This is a genomic window from Candidatus Mycobacterium wuenschmannii (assembly GCF_030252325.1).
Classification (GTDB): domain Bacteria; phylum Actinomycetota; class Actinomycetes; order Mycobacteriales; family Mycobacteriaceae; genus Mycobacterium; species Mycobacterium wuenschmannii.
The window spans coordinates 1,360,121-1,377,959 of record NZ_CP126981.1 but is presented as its reverse complement, the minus strand read 5'-3'; the positions used below and the strand labels follow the sequence as shown (position 1 = coordinate 1,377,959).

Annotated in this window: 16 protein-coding genes; 12 read left to right on the top strand and 4 right to left on the bottom strand. The window is 68.2% G+C overall.

Annotation, left to right across the window (positions count from 1 at the left end; all coding sequences use genetic code 11):
* Nucleotide 1: 1 nt before the first annotated feature.
* Together PT015_RS06640 and PT015_RS06635 are read left to right on the top strand one after the other, a co-directional pair.
* Nucleotides 2-2,755 carry a DEAD/DEAH box helicase gene (locus tag PT015_RS06640; protein WP_390888003.1) on the top strand — a complete coding sequence of 918 codons (2,754 nt, stop codon included), beginning with the start codon at nucleotides 2-4 and terminating at the stop codon, nucleotides 2,753-2,755.
* A 68-nt stretch (nucleotides 2,756-2,823) separates the two neighbouring features.
* Nucleotides 2,824-3,627, top strand: a complete 804-nt coding sequence (locus tag PT015_RS06635; RefSeq protein WP_285189730.1) for a DUF4333 domain-containing protein — start codon at nucleotides 2,824-2,826, stop codon at nucleotides 3,625-3,627.
* Nucleotide 3,628: 1 nt separating this feature from the next.
* On the opposite strand, the gene PT015_RS06630 is transcribed toward PT015_RS06635, so the two are convergent.
* On the bottom strand, nucleotides 3,629-4,579 hold the full coding sequence (locus PT015_RS06630; RefSeq protein ID WP_285189728.1) for a 5'-3' exonuclease: 951 nt from the start codon (nucleotides 4,577-4,579) through the stop codon (nucleotides 3,629-3,631).
* Between the two features lie 250 nt (nucleotides 4,580-4,829).
* On the opposite strand from PT015_RS06630, the gene PT015_RS06625 reads away from it, so the two are divergent.
* From PT015_RS06625 to PT015_RS06615, 3 genes are read left to right on the top strand one after another with little or no spacing between them, the layout of a single operon-like run.
* The gene (locus PT015_RS06625; protein WP_449247814.1) at nucleotides 4,830-5,897 is read left to right on the top strand and encodes an IS110 family transposase; all 1,068 of its coding nucleotides are present in this window, start codon (nucleotides 4,830-4,832) and stop codon (nucleotides 5,895-5,897) included.
* A gap of 14 nt (nucleotides 5,898-5,911) precedes the next feature.
* A complete protein-coding gene (locus PT015_RS06620) occupies nucleotides 5,912-7,033 on the top strand; it encodes a M24 family metallopeptidase (RefSeq protein WP_285189727.1) in 1,122 nt (373 codons plus the stop codon).
* A gap of 16 nt (nucleotides 7,034-7,049) precedes the next feature.
* Nucleotides 7,050-7,715 carry a GNAT family N-acetyltransferase gene (locus PT015_RS06615; protein ID WP_285189726.1) on the top strand — a complete coding sequence of 222 codons (666 nt, stop codon included), beginning with the start codon at nucleotides 7,050-7,052 and terminating at the stop codon, nucleotides 7,713-7,715.
* A gap of 4 nt (nucleotides 7,716-7,719) precedes the next feature.
* Here the strand turns inward: PT015_RS06615 and PT015_RS06610 are convergent, their stop codons facing one another.
* A complete protein-coding gene (locus PT015_RS06610) occupies nucleotides 7,720-8,133 on the bottom strand; it encodes a F420-dependent biliverdin reductase (RefSeq protein ID WP_285189725.1) in 414 nt (137 codons plus the stop codon).
* 35 nt (nucleotides 8,134-8,168) lie between these two features.
* On the opposite strand from PT015_RS06610, the gene PT015_RS06605 reads away from it, so the two are divergent.
* Nucleotides 8,169-8,918, top strand: a complete 750-nt coding sequence (locus tag PT015_RS06605) for an SDR family NAD(P)-dependent oxidoreductase (protein WP_285189724.1) — start codon at nucleotides 8,169-8,171, stop codon at nucleotides 8,916-8,918.
* Between the two features lie 3 nt (nucleotides 8,919-8,921).
* On the opposite strand, the gene PT015_RS06600 is transcribed toward PT015_RS06605, so the two are convergent.
* Nucleotides 8,922-10,412, bottom strand: coding sequence for an HNH endonuclease signature motif containing protein (locus PT015_RS06600; RefSeq protein ID WP_390888002.1), 1,491 nt, complete (start codon nucleotides 10,410-10,412; stop codon nucleotides 8,922-8,924).
* A 52-nt stretch (nucleotides 10,413-10,464) separates the two neighbouring features.
* Between PT015_RS06600 and PT015_RS06595 the strand changes: the two genes are divergently transcribed.
* The gene (locus tag PT015_RS06595) at nucleotides 10,465-10,845 is read left to right on the top strand and encodes a PPOX class F420-dependent oxidoreductase (protein ID WP_285189721.1); all 381 of its coding nucleotides are present in this window, start codon (nucleotides 10,465-10,467) and stop codon (nucleotides 10,843-10,845) included.
* On the opposite strand, the gene PT015_RS06590 is transcribed toward PT015_RS06595, so the two are convergent.
* Nucleotides 10,842-11,534 carry a dienelactone hydrolase family protein gene (locus PT015_RS06590; protein ID WP_285189720.1) on the bottom strand — a complete coding sequence of 231 codons (693 nt, stop codon included), beginning with the start codon at nucleotides 11,532-11,534 and terminating at the stop codon, nucleotides 10,842-10,844. The two genes, PT015_RS06595 and PT015_RS06590, sit on opposite strands and share 4 nt — an antisense overlap.
* A gap of 66 nt (nucleotides 11,535-11,600) precedes the next feature.
* Here PT015_RS06590 and PT015_RS06585 point away from each other — a divergent pair, with 66 nt between their 5' ends.
* From PT015_RS06585 to PT015_RS06565, 5 genes are all read left to right on the top strand, one after another.
* Complete coding sequence (locus PT015_RS06585; protein WP_285189719.1) at nucleotides 11,601-12,077, top strand: FxsA family protein; 477 nt, start codon at nucleotides 11,601-11,603, stop codon at nucleotides 12,075-12,077.
* Between the two features lie 83 nt (nucleotides 12,078-12,160).
* Nucleotides 12,161-13,690 carry an amidohydrolase gene (locus PT015_RS06580; protein ID WP_390888001.1) on the top strand — a complete coding sequence of 510 codons (1,530 nt, stop codon included), beginning with the start codon at nucleotides 12,161-12,163 and terminating at the stop codon, nucleotides 13,688-13,690.
* Complete coding sequence (lnt, locus tag PT015_RS06575; RefSeq protein ID WP_285189716.1) at nucleotides 13,683-15,791, top strand: apolipoprotein N-acyltransferase; 2,109 nt, start codon at nucleotides 13,683-13,685, stop codon at nucleotides 15,789-15,791. Before PT015_RS06580 ends, lnt begins: the two co-directional genes overlap by 8 nt.
* Nucleotides 15,788-16,573, top strand: a complete 786-nt coding sequence (locus PT015_RS06570; RefSeq protein WP_285189713.1) for a polyprenol monophosphomannose synthase — start codon at nucleotides 15,788-15,790, stop codon at nucleotides 16,571-16,573. The genes lnt and PT015_RS06570 overlap by 4 nt, the downstream gene beginning before the upstream one ends.
* Before the next feature lie 96 nt (nucleotides 16,574-16,669).
* On the top strand, nucleotides 16,670-17,839 hold the full coding sequence (locus PT015_RS06565) for a hypothetical protein (RefSeq protein ID WP_285189712.1): 1,170 nt from the start codon (nucleotides 16,670-16,672) through the stop codon (nucleotides 17,837-17,839).

The window sequence follows — 17,839 nt, the reverse complement described above, 5'->3', positions numbered from 1 at the left end:
CATGAGCGAATTGACCTCATTTGCAGGCGAAGTCGAGTTCGCGCTCGACCCGTTCCAGCGTCGGGCCTGCGCGGCGCTGGAGAGCGGCCATGGGGTGTTGGTGTGCGCGCCGACCGGGGCGGGCAAGACCATCGTCGGCGAGTTCGCGGTGCACCTGGCGTTGGCGTCCGGGGGTAAGTGCTTCTACACCACGCCGATCAAGGCGCTGAGCAACCAGAAGCACAACGACTTCGTTGCCCGCTACGGCAAGGAGCGGATCGGCCTGCTCACCGGCGACCTGTCGGTCAACGCCGACGCGCCGGTGGTGGTGATGACCACCGAGGTGCTGCGCAACATGCTCTACGCGGATTCGCCTGCACTGCGCGGACTTTCGTATGTGGTGATGGACGAGGTGCACTTTCTGGCCGACCGGATGCGGGGCGCGGTGTGGGAAGAGGTCATCCTTCACCTGCCCGACGACGTGCGACTGGTCAGCCTGTCGGCGACGGTGAGCAACGCCGAGGAATTCGGTGGCTGGATCCAGACCGTCCGCGGCGACACGACGGTGGTGGTCGACGACCACCGGCCGGTCCCGTTGTGGCAGCACATGCTCGTCGGCAAGCGACTGTTCGACCTCTTCGACTACGACGCGCACGAGCCGGGAGATCGGCGGCACGCGATCGTCGATCCAAATCTGTTGCGCCACATCGCCCATCGTCGCGAGGCCGACCGGCTTACCGACTGGCGTGGCCCACGCCGCGGCGGGCGGGGAGGCCAGGGCCGCTCCGATCACCGCGGTTTCTACCGCCCGCCGTCGCGGCCCGACGTGATCAAGATGCTCGACGCCGACGGCCTGCTGCCGGCGATCACGTTCATCTTCTCCCGCGTCGGCTGCGACGCCGCGGTGCAGCAATGCCTGCGGTCGTCGCTGCGGCTCACCACCGAGGAGGAGCGCGCGCAGATCGCCGAGGTGATCGAGCACCGCTGCGGCGACCTCGACGACTCCGACCTCGACGTGCTCGGCTATTACGAATGGCGTGAGGCGCTGATGCGCGGCATCGCAGCCCACCATGCCGGCCTGCTGCCGGTGTTCCGGCACACCGTCGAGGAGCTCTTCACCGCCGGGCTGATCCGGGCCGTATTCGCCACCGAGACACTGGCTTTGGGTATCAACATGCCCGCCCGCACTGTGGTCCTGGAGCGGCTGGTGAAGTACAACGGCGAGCAGCACATGCCGCTGACGCCCGGCGAATACACCCAACTCACCGGCCGGGCGGGGCGCCGTGGCATCGACGTCGAGGGTCACGCCGTGGTGCTGTGGCATCCGAGCGAGGAGACCACCGAACCGGCCGAGGTCGCGGGCCTGGCGTCGACGCGTACCTTTCCGCTGCGCAGTTCGTTCGCGCCGTCCTACAACATGACGATCAACCTGGTGAACCGCGTCGGCACCGAGCAGGCGCACGCGCTGCTGGAGCAGTCCTTCGCGCAGTTCCAGGCCGACCGCTCGGTGGTGAGCCTGGTCCGCGGCGTCGAACGCGGACAGCAGATGCTCGACGACGTCGCCGCCGAACTGGGCGGCAAGGATGCGCCGATCCTCGAATACGCCCGACTGCGTGAGCAGATCAGCCAACAGGAACGGGCGCAAGCTCGGGCGTCGCGGCTGCAGCGCCGCCAGGCAACCAATGACGCGCTCTCGGCCCTGCGCAAGGGCGACATCATCACGATCACCCACGGTCGACGCGGCGGCCTGGCCGTCGTCCTCGAGGCGGCGCGCGACGAGTCCGACCCGCGGCCGCTGGTGCTGACCGAAAACCGTTGGGCCGGAAGGATTTCCTCGGCCGATTATTCCGGTGAATCGGCGCCCGTCGGGTCGATGACGTTGCCCAAGCGCATCGAACACCGGCAGCCGCGGGTTCGTCGCGACCTGGCATCGGCGCTGCGCTCGGCCGCCGCAGGCATCGCCGCACCAGGCGACCGCCGCGGCAAGCACGCCGAAAGCCGGGACGCCGACCCGGAATTGGCCGCGCTGCGCGAGAAGATGCGACGGCACCCGGCTCACCGCGACGGCGATCGGGAGACCCGGGTCCGCGTCGCCGAGCGCTACCTACGGATGGAGCGCGAGAACGCCGCCCTGGAGAAGAAGGTGGCCGCCGCGACCAATTCGCTGGCCCGGACCTTCGACCGGATCGTCGGCCTGCTCACCGAGCGCGGCTTCATCGCTCTCGAGGCGGGCGTGCCCACGGTGACCGACGACGGTCGGCTGTTGGCCCGCATCTACAGCGAGAGCGACCTGCTGGTCGCCGAATGCCTGCGCACCGACGCGTGGACCGGGCTCAAGGACGCCGAACTCGCCGCGGTGTTGTCGGCGGTGCTCTTCGAGACGCGCGGCGGAGACGGGCCCGGCGCGCCGCGCCACGAGCAGATTCCGACGCCCAAGCTGCGGCAGGCGCTCAACCAGACCCGACGGCTGTCGTCGCAGCTGCGTGCCGACGAGCACCGCCACCGCATCACGCCGACCCGCGAACCCGACGACGGCTTCGTCGCCGCCATCTACCGCTGGGCCAGCAGCGGCGACCTGGTCACCGCGCTGGCGGCCGCCGACAACGAGGGCACCGGGTCGACGCTGTCACCCGGGGATTTCGTCCGCTGGTGCCGACAGGTCCTCGACCTGCTCGACCAGGTCCGCAACGCCGCGCCGCAGCCCGAGCTGCGGGCCGCCGCCAAGCGGGCGATCGACGCCATTCGGCGCGGCGTCGTGGCAGTTGATGCCGGGTAGGCTGAGCCGAGGTTACGGTTGCCTACGGCGACCGACGCGAGGACTGCGATCAGGAGGACTGAGACACGATGAGCGGACCGCAGGGATCCGACCCGACCCAGGGCTGGCAGCCGACTCAGGGCGAAGGTCAGCAATCCGGCGAGGACCACACCCAGCAGGCCTCACCGTGGCAGCAGCAACCGGGTAGCGGCGAGCAGAACTGGCCGGCCACCGGCGAGCAGCAGACGTGGCACGCACCGGCCTACACGCCCACCGAATACGGGCAGTACCAGCAGCCGCCCTCCCAGTACTACCCGCCGTCGCAGCCCTACCAGCAGGGCTACCCGCAGCAGGGCCAGTACCCGGACCAGACCGCGGCCTACGGGCAGCAGCCGGGTCAGTACGGCCAGCCCGGCCAGTACGGTCAGCCGGGACAGCCCGGTCAGCCGGGACATTCCGGACAAACGGGTCAGTATGGCCAGCCCGGTCAGTACCCGCAGCCCGGCCCGTACGGCCAGTACGCGGGGCCCTACGGGCAGCCGCAGGGTGGGCCCGCTCGCTCGAAGAAGACGGTCGGCATCGTCGCCGGTGTGCTGGGTGCCGTTGCCGTCGCGGTGATTCTGGTGCTGGGCTTCTGGGCCCCGGGCTTCTTCGTGACCACCAAGCTCGACGTCGGCAAAGCCGAGGCCGGTGTGCAGCAGATCCTCACCGACGCCACCAACGGCTACGGCGCGAAGAACGTCAAGGACGTCAAGTGCAACAACGGCCAGGACCCGACCGTGAAGAAGGGCCAGACCTTCGACTGCGACGTCAGCATCGACGGCACCAAGCGATCGGTGACCGTGACGTTCCAGGACAACAAGGGCACCTACGAGGTCGGCCGGCCCAAGTAGGTCAGAGCGCGTCGAGCGCCTTTTGCAGGCGGGCGATCGACGATCCCACGCCCAGCCGGGTCGCAAGCTCGGCAACCCGCGGCGGATCGGCCGCCACCAACGGCAGCGCGTCGCTGTCCGTGGAGAAGCTGACCGGTGCGTCGGTGGCCACCGCGACCACCGGCCCGGCCACCTCGATGTAGTCGGCGGCCGCTCGCAGCTTGGCCCGAACGCCCTTGGCCAGTGCGGATTTCGGGTCGTCGACGGCCGTCAGGATTGCCTCCAGCGAGCCGTGCTGCGCCAGCAGCGTCGCGGCGGTCTTCTCGCCGACGCCGGGCACGCCGGGCAGGCCGTCGGACGGATCGCCGCGCAGCAACGCGAGTTCGGCGTACGCTGGCCCCGCCCGATCGACGGGAACGCCATATTTCTCGGCCACCTCGACCGGGCCCAGCAGCGTCGCGTTGGTCAGCCCGCGGCCCAGATAGAGCACCCGGATCTCGACGGGTTCGTCGCGCACCACCTGAAGCAGGTCGCGGTCGCCGCTGACGACCACCACCGGGTCGCCTCGCTCCCGGGCGGCCAGCGTGCCGATCACGTCGTCGGCTTCGAAGCCCTCGGCGCCGCCGGTGCAGATGCCGAACGCGTCGAGGATTTCGGCGATCATCTCGACCTGTGGCGACAGATCGTCGGGCACTTCCTCGACATCGGTTTGGCCGCTTGGGTTTTCCTCTTCCACCCGGTGCGCCTTGTACGACGGGATGGCGTCGACCCGGAACTGCGGGCGCCAGTCCAGATCCAGGCAGACGACCAACCGCCCGGGCTGGTGCCGGGTGATCACGGTGGCGACGGAGTCGATGAAGCCACGGACCGCGTTGACCGGCCTGCCGTCGGGGGAGGTGATCGACGACGGGACGCCGAAGAAGGAACGAAACCACATGGAGGCACCGTCGAGCAGCAGCACCGGTGCGGACATGCCCGTCATCCTGCCAGTCGCACCGCTAGCCTGGTGCTCAGTGTCAGGGTGAGGTGCCGCAGGAGGTTGCGGTGGTTGGATCCTGATCACCCGGTGTCTGGCTCATAGCCTGCCTGCCGCCTTTGGGTTGGCGTTCATGCGTTTTGTCGACGCCGGGTGTGAAGGACCGGCCGGCGTGACTTGATAGGAGCGTGGCACCGCCCCCACTGAGATGTGTCCGCCGACCGGCCCAACCGTCACCTCACAGTGAATGGAGGCAATCACCATGGTTGTTGTTGGAGCCGACGTACACAAGCACACGCACACGTTCGTCGCCGTCGATGAGGTGGGGCGCAAGCTTGGCGAGAAGACTGTTAGGGCTGTCACCGCCGGTCATGCCGAGGCAGTGATGTGGGTCCGCGAGCGCTTTGGCACCAAGGTGGTGTGGGCGATCGAGGATTGTCGGCATTTGTCGGCGCGGTTGGAACGGGATCTGCTCACCGCTGGCCAGCAGGTGGTGCGGGTACCGCCGAAGTTGATGGCTCAAGCCCGGGCCTCAGCGCGTACTCGTGGTAAGTCTGACCCGATTGATGCGCTGGCGGTTGCGCGGGCGTTTCTTCGCGAACCCGACCTACCTGTCGCATCTCACGATGAGGTGTCGCGCGAGTTGAAGCTGTTGGTGGATCGCCGGGAAGTCCTTGTGGCACAACGGACTGCGATGATCAACCGGTTGCGCTGGCGGGTTCACGAACTCGATCCCGAGCGTGCCCCGGTTCCGGCTTCGTTGGACCGCTCCAAACATCGCGTGCTGTTGGGCGCTTGGTTGGTGACGGTGCCCGGTCTGGTTGCCGAGTTGGCCCGCGATGAGCTCGCCGACATTACCCGGCTGACCGAAGCAATCGAGGCACTGGCTAACCGGATCGGTTCGCGAGTACGCGCGGTTGCGCCTGCGCTGCTGGCGATGCCCGGGTGCGGGGAATTGACCGCGGCCAAGCTGGTCGGTGAAACAGCCGGGGTAACTCGTTTCAAAAGTGAGGCCGCCTTCGCCCGCCATTCCGGGGTGGCGCCCATTCCGGTGTGGTCGGGCAATACCGCGGGGCGGGTTCGGATGACCCGTTCGGGCAACCGGCAACTCAACGCCGCCCTGCATCGCATAGCCGTCACTCAGATCCGCCTCGAGGGCTTGGGCCGCACTTACTACCGACACCGCCTTGCTATAGGCGACTCCAACTCCGAAGCCCTGCGTTGCCTCAAACGCCGCCTGGCCCGCGTCGTTTTCAGCCACCTCCACACCGACCAGCAACACCGAACTAAGCCCTGCCAACCGGCAGCGGCTTGACATAGGAGAAACGCATGGGTTCTGACCGCTTCGACGCAGACGTCTACCGCCGCCGGGTGGCTGCCGCGATCGCCGCGACCGAGCAGGCGGGCCTGGCCGGCCTGGTGATCACCCCGGGGTACGACCTGCGCTATTTGATCGGCTCGCGGGCAGAAACCTTCGAGCGCCTCACCGCGCTGGTGTTGCCGGTCACCGGCGACCCGACGATCGTCGTGCCGCGGCTGGAATTGGCGTCGCTGAAAGAGTCCGCGGCCGCGGATCTTGGCGTGGTGGTGCGAGATTGGGTCGACGGCGAGGACCCCTACCGGCTGGTCGCCGAGGCCGTGGGCGCACCGGCCGCGACGGCGGTCACCGATTCGATGCTGGCGCTGCACCTGCTGCCGCTGGCCGAGGTGCTCGGCACGTTGCCGGTGCTGGCCACCGGCGTGCTGCGCGAGTTGCGGATGGTCAAGGACGCCGCCGAGATCGACGCGCTGCGGAAAGCCGGCGCGGCGATCGACCGGGTGCACGCCCGGGTGCCGGAGTTCCTGGTGCCCGGCCGCACCGAGGCCGACGTCGCGGCCGACATCGCCGAAGCCATTGTCGCCGAAGGACATACGGCGGCGGCGTTCGTCATCGTCGGCTCCGGGCCGCACGGCGCCGACCCGCACCACGAATACTCCGACCGCGAGATCGAGGCCGGCGACATTGTCGTCGTCGACATCGGTGGCCCGTACGCGCCCGGCTACAACTCCGACTCGACCCGCACCTACAGCATCGGCGAGCCGAGTCCTGAAGTGGCGCAGCAGTATTCGGTGCTACAGCGGGCGCAGCAGGCCGCCGTCGACGCGGTCCGGCCCGGCGTCACCGCCGAGCAGATCGACGCCGCCGCACGCGATGTGCTGGCCGAAGCCGGGCTCGCCGACTACTTCGTGCACCGCACCGGCCACGGCATCGGCTTGTCGGTGCACGAGGAGCCCTACATCGTCGCCGGCAATGACCTGCCGCTGCGGGCTGGCATGGCGTTCTCCGTCGAACCGGGCATCTACTTCCCGGGTCAGTGGGGAGCCCGCATCGAAGACATCGTGGTGGTGAGCGACGACGGTGCGCAGTCGGTCAATCACCGTCCGCACGAACTGATCGTGATCGCGATTTAAGTATTAGGCTCAGACGATGACCGATCACGATCGCGCCGCCGCCCGCCGAGAGATCACCAAAGCGTTGATGAAAGCGCTGGAACGCCGACACGAAGTGCTCGACCTGATCGTCGAAGCCGACGACCGGCCGTCCGCGGTGGACGGCATCGTCGAGTTGCTGGACACCTCACGGCTGGGCGCCGAAGCAGTGATCGGCATGTCTTTCGACCAGCTGACCAAGGACTCGCGCGAGAAGATCATCGCCGAGCTCGAGGACCTCGACAACATCCTCAGCTTCACCTTCAAGGACCGGCCGGCCAGTTCCGGTGAAACGTTGGCGCTGCGTGCGTTTTCCGGCAAGGGCGACCACGACATCTTCGCCGCTCGCACCGAGGATATCGGCACTCACGGTGACGGATCAGCTGGGCCGGCTAGTGGGCTCGACGACGAAATCCGTTCCGCACAAGAGCGATTCGATGCCGAAGAGGCAGCCTGGTTCGTCGCGATCGACGGCGACGACAAGGTCGGCATGGTGTTCGGCGAACTCAACGGGCACGAGGTGCACGTCCGGATCTGGATCCACCCGGACTATCGGCACCGCGGCTATGGCACCGCCGCGCTGGCCAAGTCCCGTCCGGAGATGGCGGCGTACTTCCCGGCGGTCCCGCTGGTGATCCGCGCGCCCGGGGCAACCCTCGTCTAGCCGGCTATTCGCCCTTGCGGGTCAACAGATCTGACGATCCCAGCACCCGCTCGATGTGTACCTCGATGACCACCCGTCGCGGGTTCTCCCGCGGCGTGCGGTAGCGCTGCGCGTAGCGCAGCTCGGCGTCGCGGACGGCGTCGATGTCACCATTGACGCTCGCCTGCCCTTCCAGCGACAGCCAGCGAGCGCCGTCGACCTGGCTGAGCACCGCGACCCCGCCACGATCGGCGTTGACGGCCTTCTGCGAACCACCCGTGGTGATCACCCGGGCGATGTGCGTCTTGGGGTCGAAGGTGAAGCCGACCGCGACCACGTGCGGCGAATTGTCGGCCCGCAGCGTGGTCAGCATGGCGAGGTGGCGTTCGGTGAGAAACGCCAACGCGTCGTTGGTCAGCCGGGCTGTGGAGTTCGCCATCACCGCCCACGCTAGCGCAGGACATAATCGCAGCCGTGGATGACACGGGCGCGCGGACGGTGCTGATTCTCGGCGGCCGCAGTGAGATCGGAGTGGAACTCGCGGTGCGGCTCGCGCCGGGCGCCTCGATCGTGCTGGCGGCCCGCAACGCCGACCGCCTCGACGACGAGATCGCTGCGATCCTTGCGGCCGGAGCGGCGCGCGTGGCGAGCGTCGAGTTCGACGCCGACGACATCGACTCGCACGGTGCGCTGCTGGTGTCGGTCGCCGCCGAACACGGTCCACTCGACACCGCGGTGCTGGCGTTCGGAATCCTCGGCGACCAAGCCCGCGCCGAGGGCGACGCCGCACATGCCGTGGCCGTCGTTCACACCGACTACGTCGCGCAGGTCAGCCTGCTCACTCACCTGGCCTTGGCCATGCGCCAAGCCGGCCGTGGGCAACTCGTGGTGTTCTCGTCGATCGCCGGGAACCGGGTGCGCCGCGCCAACTACGTCTACGGCTCGGCCAAGGCCGGTCTCGACGGCTTCGCCAGCGGCCTGGCCGACGCCCTGCACGGCAGCGGCGTACAGCTGCTGATCTCACGGCCCGGATTTGTGATCGGTCGGATGACCGAGGGCATGCCGCCGGCGCCGCTGTCCAGCACCCCCGCGCAGGTCGCCGAGCGGACGGCCCGCGCTCTGGCCAAGGGTCGGCGGTCAGTGTGGATCCCGTGGGCCTTGGGCCCGGTCGCCGCCGTCATGCGGATCCTGCCGCAGTTCGTCTGGCGCCGAATGCCGCGCTGAAAGTCAGAAGGGCGGCGGCTCGTCGTTGTTGGCGGTTACGGGCGGATCGTTGGCTCGATGGGCCTGCCGCACTCGTCGGTTGTGTCGACGCTGGTCGGCCACATAGCGGGCGCGGTTCTGGGCGCGAGTGCGACGACGCTTCGGCATCATGGCGGCCCGGTCGCCGCATCGCGGTTTACTCGCGGCGACATCGAGTATGCCGGTGGGAGAACAGAATTGGGGGAACAGCATTGCGCTGCCGGGATCAGTCATGTAGGTGTGTCGGGTCGGTGACGTCCAGACCACCGTGCCGTCGGGCAGCTGCCGATCGGACCAGCCCCAGAACGTCTTGATCAAATGATGAAGGCGGCACAGGCATTTCAGATTGGACGCGTGTGTCGGCCCGCCGTCGGCGTGAGCGACCGTATGGTCGACGTCGCACCGGACCGCGGGCCGGTCGCAGCCCGGGAAGCGGCACGTCAGATCGCGACAGCGGACGAAATCGGCCAGCGCCTGGGACGGGACGTAACGCTTTTCCGGCGGTGCGTCGCCCGGATGCACCAGCGGACGAAGCTTCGCCGATCGCGCGAGCTCAGCAATCTGGTCGGCCGGTATGAGCGAGTCGCTGTTGAGCATCGATCCCGGCGAACTGCCGCGACCCTCCACCGTCGCCAGGTCGGCGACGACGTGGATGACGACGGGCGTGGGCAGCGGTCCACCGATCGCCGGACAGTCGGGGCGTCCGCAGAGACATAGCAACCGCTCGGCTCCACTCGTCAGCGCGGCCATCGAATCGGCGCGGCGCTGATTGCGAGTACGGGGATCGTCGGCACACACCGTCCCGGCAAGCGCATCGAGCCGCGCGTCCAGAGCGTGCGCATCGGGAGTCAGCAGCCTGCCGAAGATTTCCGTCAACCCGTGTCCGTCGTCGACCATCGACAGCTCGCGCTCAGCCTGGAGTTCGCGCCGCCGGCGTACGGCATCGCGATCGGCACGGGCCACGACGCGATCGACCGCGGCGCCCAGCGCGCCGCGGGTCATCGCGGGCCAGTGCTGGGCCTTGCCGGCCAACGTCGCATCCACGGCGACGATCACATCGGGATCGGTGATCAGATCTGTGCGATAGACGATCGTTTGAAAGCTGCGGTAATCGAGGTCACCGGCCTGCAGCAGGGCTCCGACCCGCGGCAACCGCAAGCGCATTGCGCGGGCGTAGTAAAGGTAGCTGGTCGCCAGGCTATGGCTGATGTTCAAGGCCGCGGCAATCTCGGCCGCCACGCCGTCCTGCGTGTCGGTACACCAGGTCTCCCGCTCACCTAGCAGGCGCAATCGCAACTTGTCCAGCTCACCAACGACCGCCAAGCGACGACCGGCGGCGATGTTCTCCGCGCGTCCGGCCGCCCGTAGGTCGTCCACCAGGGCTGTGGACATCACCGTCGGCGTGGGGTGCCTTCGCTCGTACATCGCGTCCATCCTCGCCACCGATTCGGGCGACGGCATCAGCGATTCGAACATACATTCGATTATGCCATCGCCGACCGACACGATCTGCCTCTAAGCTGACGTCATGGCTCCGACCTTCGCCGACGTCGCCAAGGCGCAATACGTCCTGCTGACCACTTTCACCAAGGACGGCCGGCCCAAGCCGACCGCGATCTGGGCGGCCAACGAGGGCGACCGGCTGCTGGTGATCACGCAGGCAAAGTCGTGGAAGGTCAAGCGAATTCGCAACACCCCGCGGGTCACGCTGGCGATCTGCGACATGCAGGGTCACCCCAAGAGCGAGGCCGTCGAGGCGACCGCGAGCATCCTGGACGCGTCGCAGACCGGCCTGGTCTACGACGCGATCGGACGCGAGTACGGCATCGTCGGCAAGGTCTTCAACCTGTTCAGCAAGTGGCGCGGCGGCATGAAGAACAACGTCGGCCTGGAGTTGCGCCCCGCCTAAGCGCGTAGGTGCTCGCCGAAGAACGAGAACACCCGCGCCCAGGCGTCCTCGGTGGCCTCCTCGTTGTAGCCGAACCCCGTGATGCGCAGGAGCGGCTGAGCCGGCAGCTTGTTGGCGAAGCTGTGCCCGGCCTTATAGGCCTTGACGTCGTTCGGGATCCCCTTGTGCTCGAGCACCCGCTGCAGCTTCTTGGGCGCGCCGATACCGATGGGGTCGCGGGCGCCATAACTGGCGACGATCGGGCAGGCCCCCTCTAGGGTGTCGTCGAGCTGACGGGGGAGCGGCGCGCCGTAGAACGGCGCCGAAGCATCAAAACCCTTGGGCGACATGACAAGTGCGAACCCGCCGCCCATGCAGAAGCCGGCGATGCCGACCTTGCCGGTGCAGTCGGGCAGCGCCTTGAGGTGATCGCGGGCGGCCAGAATGTCGTCGAGCGCCTGGCCTTTCTTGGTTTGCAGCTGCGCCATCACCTTGGTGACGCAGCGCGCCCACCCGCCACGCGAGAAGAGGTTCGGGGTCAGCGCGAGGTAGCCGGCCGAAGCGACATGGCGGTTGATCTCTTCCTTGTCCGCGGCGTAGCCGATCGCGTCGTGGATGATCACCACCCCGGGCCACGGGCCCTGGCCGGGCGGAATGTCGAGCAGCGCATCGATCGGTCCGGTCGGGGTGTCGAGCTCGATTGTCGTCACGACGTCATCTAACCGTCCGACGGCCGTCTGCGGAACTCTCGCGACGGTCTGCGTCGTTGGCATGTCATGGTGTCGCGACTGTTTCTGCTCTATGTCGTCGCCGAGCTCGCCGTTGTGGTGGCGCTGGCGTCGACGATCGGGCTCGGCTGGACCCTGCTGTTGCTGCTGGCCGCGTTCGCCGGCGGCCTGGCGATGGCGGGTTCGCAACTCAGGGTGCAGATGAGCCGGCTGTTCAACGGCGGCGGCCCGGCACCGGCCGCCGACAGCATGGCGGTCGCGCTGGGCACCCTGCTCGTCGTCACTCCCGGCCTGCTGACCAGCGTCGCCGGGCTGCTGCTGTTGCTGCCCCCGACCCGCGCCGTCGCACGCCCGCTGCTGAGCGCGCTGGCCGTCCGCGGACTCGGCCGCCGCATTCCGCTGATCACCGTCGTCGGCGGCACCCCCTACGCCCGCACGCCGCGGGCCAATTACATCGACGGCGAGGTAATCGACGTCACCGAGGTCGATCCACCCGCGCTCGGTCCGAATCGCCCCAACGCCTAGGTTCTATCGGCGTGACGGACGTCCCGACCACCCTGCTGCTGAACGGCAGGGTGCACAGTCCCAGCCATCCCGACGCCACCGCCATGGCGGTGCGCGGCGGCGCCGTGGCGTGGCTGGGCAGCGACGACGTCGGCCGCGACCAGTTCGCGGGCGCGCACATCGTCGACCTGGCCGGCGGTTACGTCGCCCCCGCCTTCGTCGACAGCCACATCCACCTCACCGCGACCGGCCTGACGCTCACCGGCCTCGACCTGCGGGCCTCGACATCCCTGCCGCACTGCCTGCGACTGATCGCCGACTATGCCGCCGCCCACCCCGGCGAGCCGGTCTGGGGTCACGGCTGGGACGAGACGGCGTGGCCGGAGAACGTCGCGCCCAGCACCGACGACCTCGACGCGGTGCTCGGCGACCGGCCGGCCTACCTGGCCCGCATCGACGTGCACTCGGCGCTGGCATCGACCGGCCTGCGGCAGCGCGTCGAGGGTCTGGCCGCGTCGGCCGGCCACGACGAGCTGCGGCCGCTCGTGGCCGACGCGCATCACCGGGTCCGCGCCGTCGCGCGTGACCTGCTCACCGACGCTCAGCGCCGCGAAGCCCGCCATGCCGCGCTGGATGCCGCCGCCGCGAATGGCGTTGTCGCCGTGCATGAATGCGCCGGCCCACAGATCGGCGGCCTGGACGACTGGCGGGAACTAAGCGCACTCGAGCACGGCGTCGAGGTGATCGGCTACTGGGGTGAGGCGGTCACCAGTCCCACCGCCGCCCGCGCGCTGATCGACGAGACCAACGCCGCCGGGTTGGCCGGCGACCTGTTCGTCGACGGCGCGGTCGGGTCCCGAACGGCCTGGTTGCACGACCCCTACGACGACGCCGAACACCGCGGCACCTGCTACCTCGACGACGACGCGGTCGGCGCACACCTGCGGGCCTGCACCGAAGCCGGCGTCACCGCGGGCTTTCACGTCATCGGCGATGCCGCGGTAGCGAGCGTCGTCAACGCCCTCGAGCGGGTGGTCGACGATCTCGGTGTGCCCGCCGTCGCCCGCTGCGGCCATCGCCTCGAACACCTCGAGATGGTCACCGGCGAGCAGGCGGCCAAGCTCGGCGCGTGGGGAGTGCTGGCCAGCATGCAGCCCAACTTCGACGCGCTCTGGGGTGGTGCGGACGGCATGTACGCCCGCCGTCTCGGTATCCATCGAGCCGGGCTGATGAACCCGTTTGCGCTGCTAGCATCCCAAGGCGTGGCCCTCGCGTTCGGATCCGACGCCCCGGTGACCGGCCTCGACCCGTGGGCGACGATCCGGGCGGCCACCCACCATCATTCGGCGGACAGTTCGATCTCCGCGCGCGCCGCCTTTGCCGCCTCGACGCGCGGAGGCTGGCGTGCCTGCGGCGCCGCCGACGAGCTGGCGGGCAGCCTGGTTCCGGGCGCCCCCGCGTCGTACGCGGTGTGGGATGTCGACGAATTCGACGACAGCGCGTCGAGCGACGCCGTCCGCCGCTGGTCGACCGACCCGCGATCGCGGGTGCCCGCGCTGCCGCGACTGGGTGCCACCGACTCCCTGCCGCGATGCCGGCAGACCGTGCACCGTGGCGCGGTGATCCATGCCTAGGGGACTGCGACGGTCCGATCGCCGGATCCGGCCGGCCGAGAACACCGACATCATCCCGCCCATCACTGACCCCATCAAGGACGACGAGGCCGTCACCGGCGAGATCCCGGCGCCCGTCGACGCCGAGGTGACGGGGGAGATCCCGCCGGTCGCGGACGACGACTTGCCGGACGACGACATCGATGATGCTGCAACCGATCTCGAGCTGCCCCCCGGCAACGACCGCGGGGCCGAGCTGCGCGCGCATGCCGGCCGGATCGGCAAGTACGTGTGGGCCCGGCTCGTGCTTCTGGCCGGGGCGCTGGCGGCCTGGCTGTTCCGGCAGACGCGGATCCGGGTGCCGCAGGCGGGCCGCTGGCTCCGGCCCCGGCTGACGCGACTGACCGCGACCATCGTCGCCGGATTGCTGCTCTGCGCCAGCTACCCGCGGTTCAACTGGTGGTGGGCGGCGATCCTCGCCTTCGCCGTGCTGGCCTGGGTGCTGACCCGACCGGCCACCACGCCATTCGGTGGATTCGGCTACGGAGCCCTGTTCGGCGTCGCGTTCTACCTACCGCTGATCCGCTGGATCAGCATCCTCGTCGGCGGCATCCCGTTGCTCGCGCTGGTCGCGCTGTGTGCGGCATTTCCGGGCCTCTTCGGCCTGGCGGCGGTCACAGCCCGACGGTTACCCGGCTGGCCGATCTGGTTCGCGCTGTTGTGGACGGCGCAGGAGTGGCTGAAATGCACCATCCCGTTCGGCGGCTTCCCGTGGGGCGTGGTAGCCGCCGGTCAGACTTCGGGGCCGTTCCTGCCGCTGGCCCGATTGGGCGGGGTCCCGCTGCTCTCACTGGCGATCGTGCTCACCGGCTGCGCCGCCGCCGCGCTGGTCATGGAGACCGTGACGTGGTGGTGGGCGGCGCGACGCCGGCACGGCTCCGACCAGCACAGCGCCGCCGACGCCCGGATTGCCGACGCCCCGCCCGCCGTCGTGCTGCCCGCGTTGTGCATCTGCCTGATGTTCTTTCTGGCCGCTGCGGTCTGGCCGCAGGTGCGCCATTCCGGCACCGGCGCCGGCAACGAGCCGACCGTCACCGCGGCGATCGTGCAGGGCAACGTGCCCAGGCTCGGGCTGGAGTTCAACGCCCAGCGGCTCGCGGTGCTGGGCAACGACGTACGGGAGACCCGCCACCTGGCCGACGACGTGCGGGCCGGTCGCGCGCCGCAGCCCGACTTCGTCGTCTGGCCGGAGGACGCCTCGGAAATCGACCCGACAGCAAATCCCGAAGCGGCACAAGAGATTTCGGTCGCTGTCGAGGCGATCGGCGCGCCGATCCTGGTCGGCACGGTGCTCGACCTGCCCAACCGGTCGATCGAGGACCCGGCACAGACGAACACGGTGATCGTCTGGAATCCGAAAACCGGGCCCGGCGACCGCCACGACAAGCGGATCGTCCAGCCCTTCGGCGAATACCTGCCGTGGCGGGGCTTCTTCCGGCACCTGTCCTCGATGGCCGATATGGCCGGCTACATCGTCCCCGGCAAGGGGACCGGTGTCGTGCGGGCCGGGAATACTCCGATCGGCATCGCGACCTGCTGGGAGGTCAGCTTCGACCGGGCGCTGCAGCATTCGGTCCGCAACGGCGCACAGGTGCTCGCGGTGCCCGCCAACAACGCCAACTTCAACCAGACGATGAGCGAGCAGCAGCTGGCGTTTTCCAAGCTGCGCGCGGTCGAACTCGACCGCTACGCGCTAGTCTCCAGCAACGTCGGAATCTCGGCCATCGTCACCCCGGATGGCCGTGAACTCCACCGGACACGGTTCTTCACGCCCGGTTATCTCGACAACCAGGTTCGCCTCAAGACGACGATGACGCCCGCCGCCAAGTGGGGTCCGATCGTGCAGGGCGCTCTGGTCGTAGCCGCTCTGGCGGTCCTGTTCGCCGCGATACTGCACAATGGATGGTTCGCGGATATCCACCGACGGCTGTCCGAGTTGGCAAACAGAGGCGCCCCGGCGCCAGACAATCCCGACGACGACCCAGTTGGTGACGACGCAGTGGTCGACGACGGCGACGAACTTCATCCCTCCCGGCAAGGGCCAGCAGAAGGAGACCTATGACCACCGGTGATTCGGTGCCCGGGGCTGCGGGCGAGCGCCCCAGCCAGCGCACCCTGGTGATCATCCCGACGTTCAACGAGCGGGAGAACCTGCCGCTGATCGTCCAGCGACTCCGCACCGCCCTGCCCGAGGTGCACCTACTCATCGTCGACGACAACAGCCCAGACGGCACCGGGAAGCTGGCCGAGGATCTGTCGGCCGCCAACCCGGGCGTGATCCACGTGATGCACCGGACCGTCAAGGACGGGTTGGGCGCGGCGTACCTGGCCGGCTTCGCCTGGGGTCTCGGCCGCGGCTACACCACGCTCGTCGAGATGGACGCCGACGGCAGCCACGCTCCCGAGCAGCTGCATCTGTTGCTGGCTGCGATCGACGGCGGCGCCGACCTGGTGATCGGTTCGCGCTACGTCGAGGGCGGCGACGTGAAGAACTGGCCGTGGCGACGCTGGGCGCTGTCCTGGACGGCCAACACCTACGCGCGCCTGGCGCTGGGCATCGGCATCCACGACATCACCGCCGGCTACCGCGCGTACCGCCGCGACGTGCTGGAGAAGATCGACCTCGACCACGTCGACTCCAAGGGCTACTGCTTCCAAATCGACCTGACCTGGCGCACGATCACCAATGGGTTCGTCGTCGCCGAGGTGCCGATCACGTTCACCGAACGCGAGTTGGGCGTCTCGAAGATGAGTGGTTCCAACATCCGCGAGGCCGTAGTGAAGGTGGCCCAGTGGGGTTTAGAAGGGCGAATGCAGCGCACACGGCGTACGCCGGTCGGCTGACATCTGAGATTCTCATAGAAATTTATCAGTTCATACCGTAATCTCAGTTTTTGCCTGGGTTGCGTACTTGCAGCCCGCAAATCGGGGAGGACCGTTATGAAGCGCCTGATCACGTCCGTTGTCCTTGGGGGTGCCGCGGCAGCAACGTCGTTGTCCATTGGCACTGCCTTCGCGGATGTCGGTGCAGAGGGCGTCACGGTGCCCGACCCGTTTGGTTTCAGCTTCGACCCCCTCGCCGGCTCCGACTTCAGCTACACGGCGGGCAATGCGCTCCAAAGCATCGCCTATGCCAATGACCAGACCATCGATTTCAACGCGGGATCACTTGCGGCGCCCGTCGAGCAGTTCTTTCAGCAGTACGTAACTGTCAACGGCCAGCCGATCGGGGACGATTTCACTGCGACTCTGCAAGGCGACATCATCAACAAGCTGCAGGACGGCCTCGGCAGTCAGCAGCAGATCTTGCTGCCTGCGATCGAGGGCACCAACATCGAGAGCGGCGTCATCGGCATCCACGACTTCGGCGGTGGCTACGGGTACGCCTACATCGACATGGTCGGCCCCGGTTTCACCTCGCTGAACAGCAACGGCGTCGACCACGCCGTCGGCGCGTTCTTGGTGACCCCGAGTGGGATCCTCGACGTGTCGCACGTCGAGAACGGGCAAGACTATGGCGGCCTGGCCTACCTGGAGAGCCAACTGTTCGACTTCTCCAACCCCCCCGAGAACCCGTTCGGCATTGCGGTGACCCCTGATACCGCCGACTTCACCTATCAGACAGCCGGTGTGTTCGGTAACACCGCCTACGGCACGCAGGATGTCACCTTTAACGCGGACAACCTGGAACCGTTCGCGCAGAAGTTCTTCGAGGACAACGTCCTCGTCGACGGACAGGCCTTTGGCCAGGACAGCGTGCTGGATGTGTCCAAGGCCAACATCATCGACACCCTGAGCTACACGGGTATCGGCAATGGCTTCTCGGCGCAGCAGCTGTTCCTGCCCGAAATCGACGGCACCAATATCGACAGCGGCGTGATCACCACACAACTCCTCGGCGGCGATTTCAGCTACAGCTCGATCGACCTCGACCTCACCGGGTCGTCGTCCGACGCGATTGGGGCGTGGCTGCAGACACCGTTCGGCGATTACGACGTGTCGCCGTGGGCGAGCCTGGCGGCCCAGATGTTCGACCCGAACTACTTCGACATCGGAGCAGCTTTCCCTGCGGACAACCTCATCCCGCCGACGTTCGACTTCCTGTTCTGA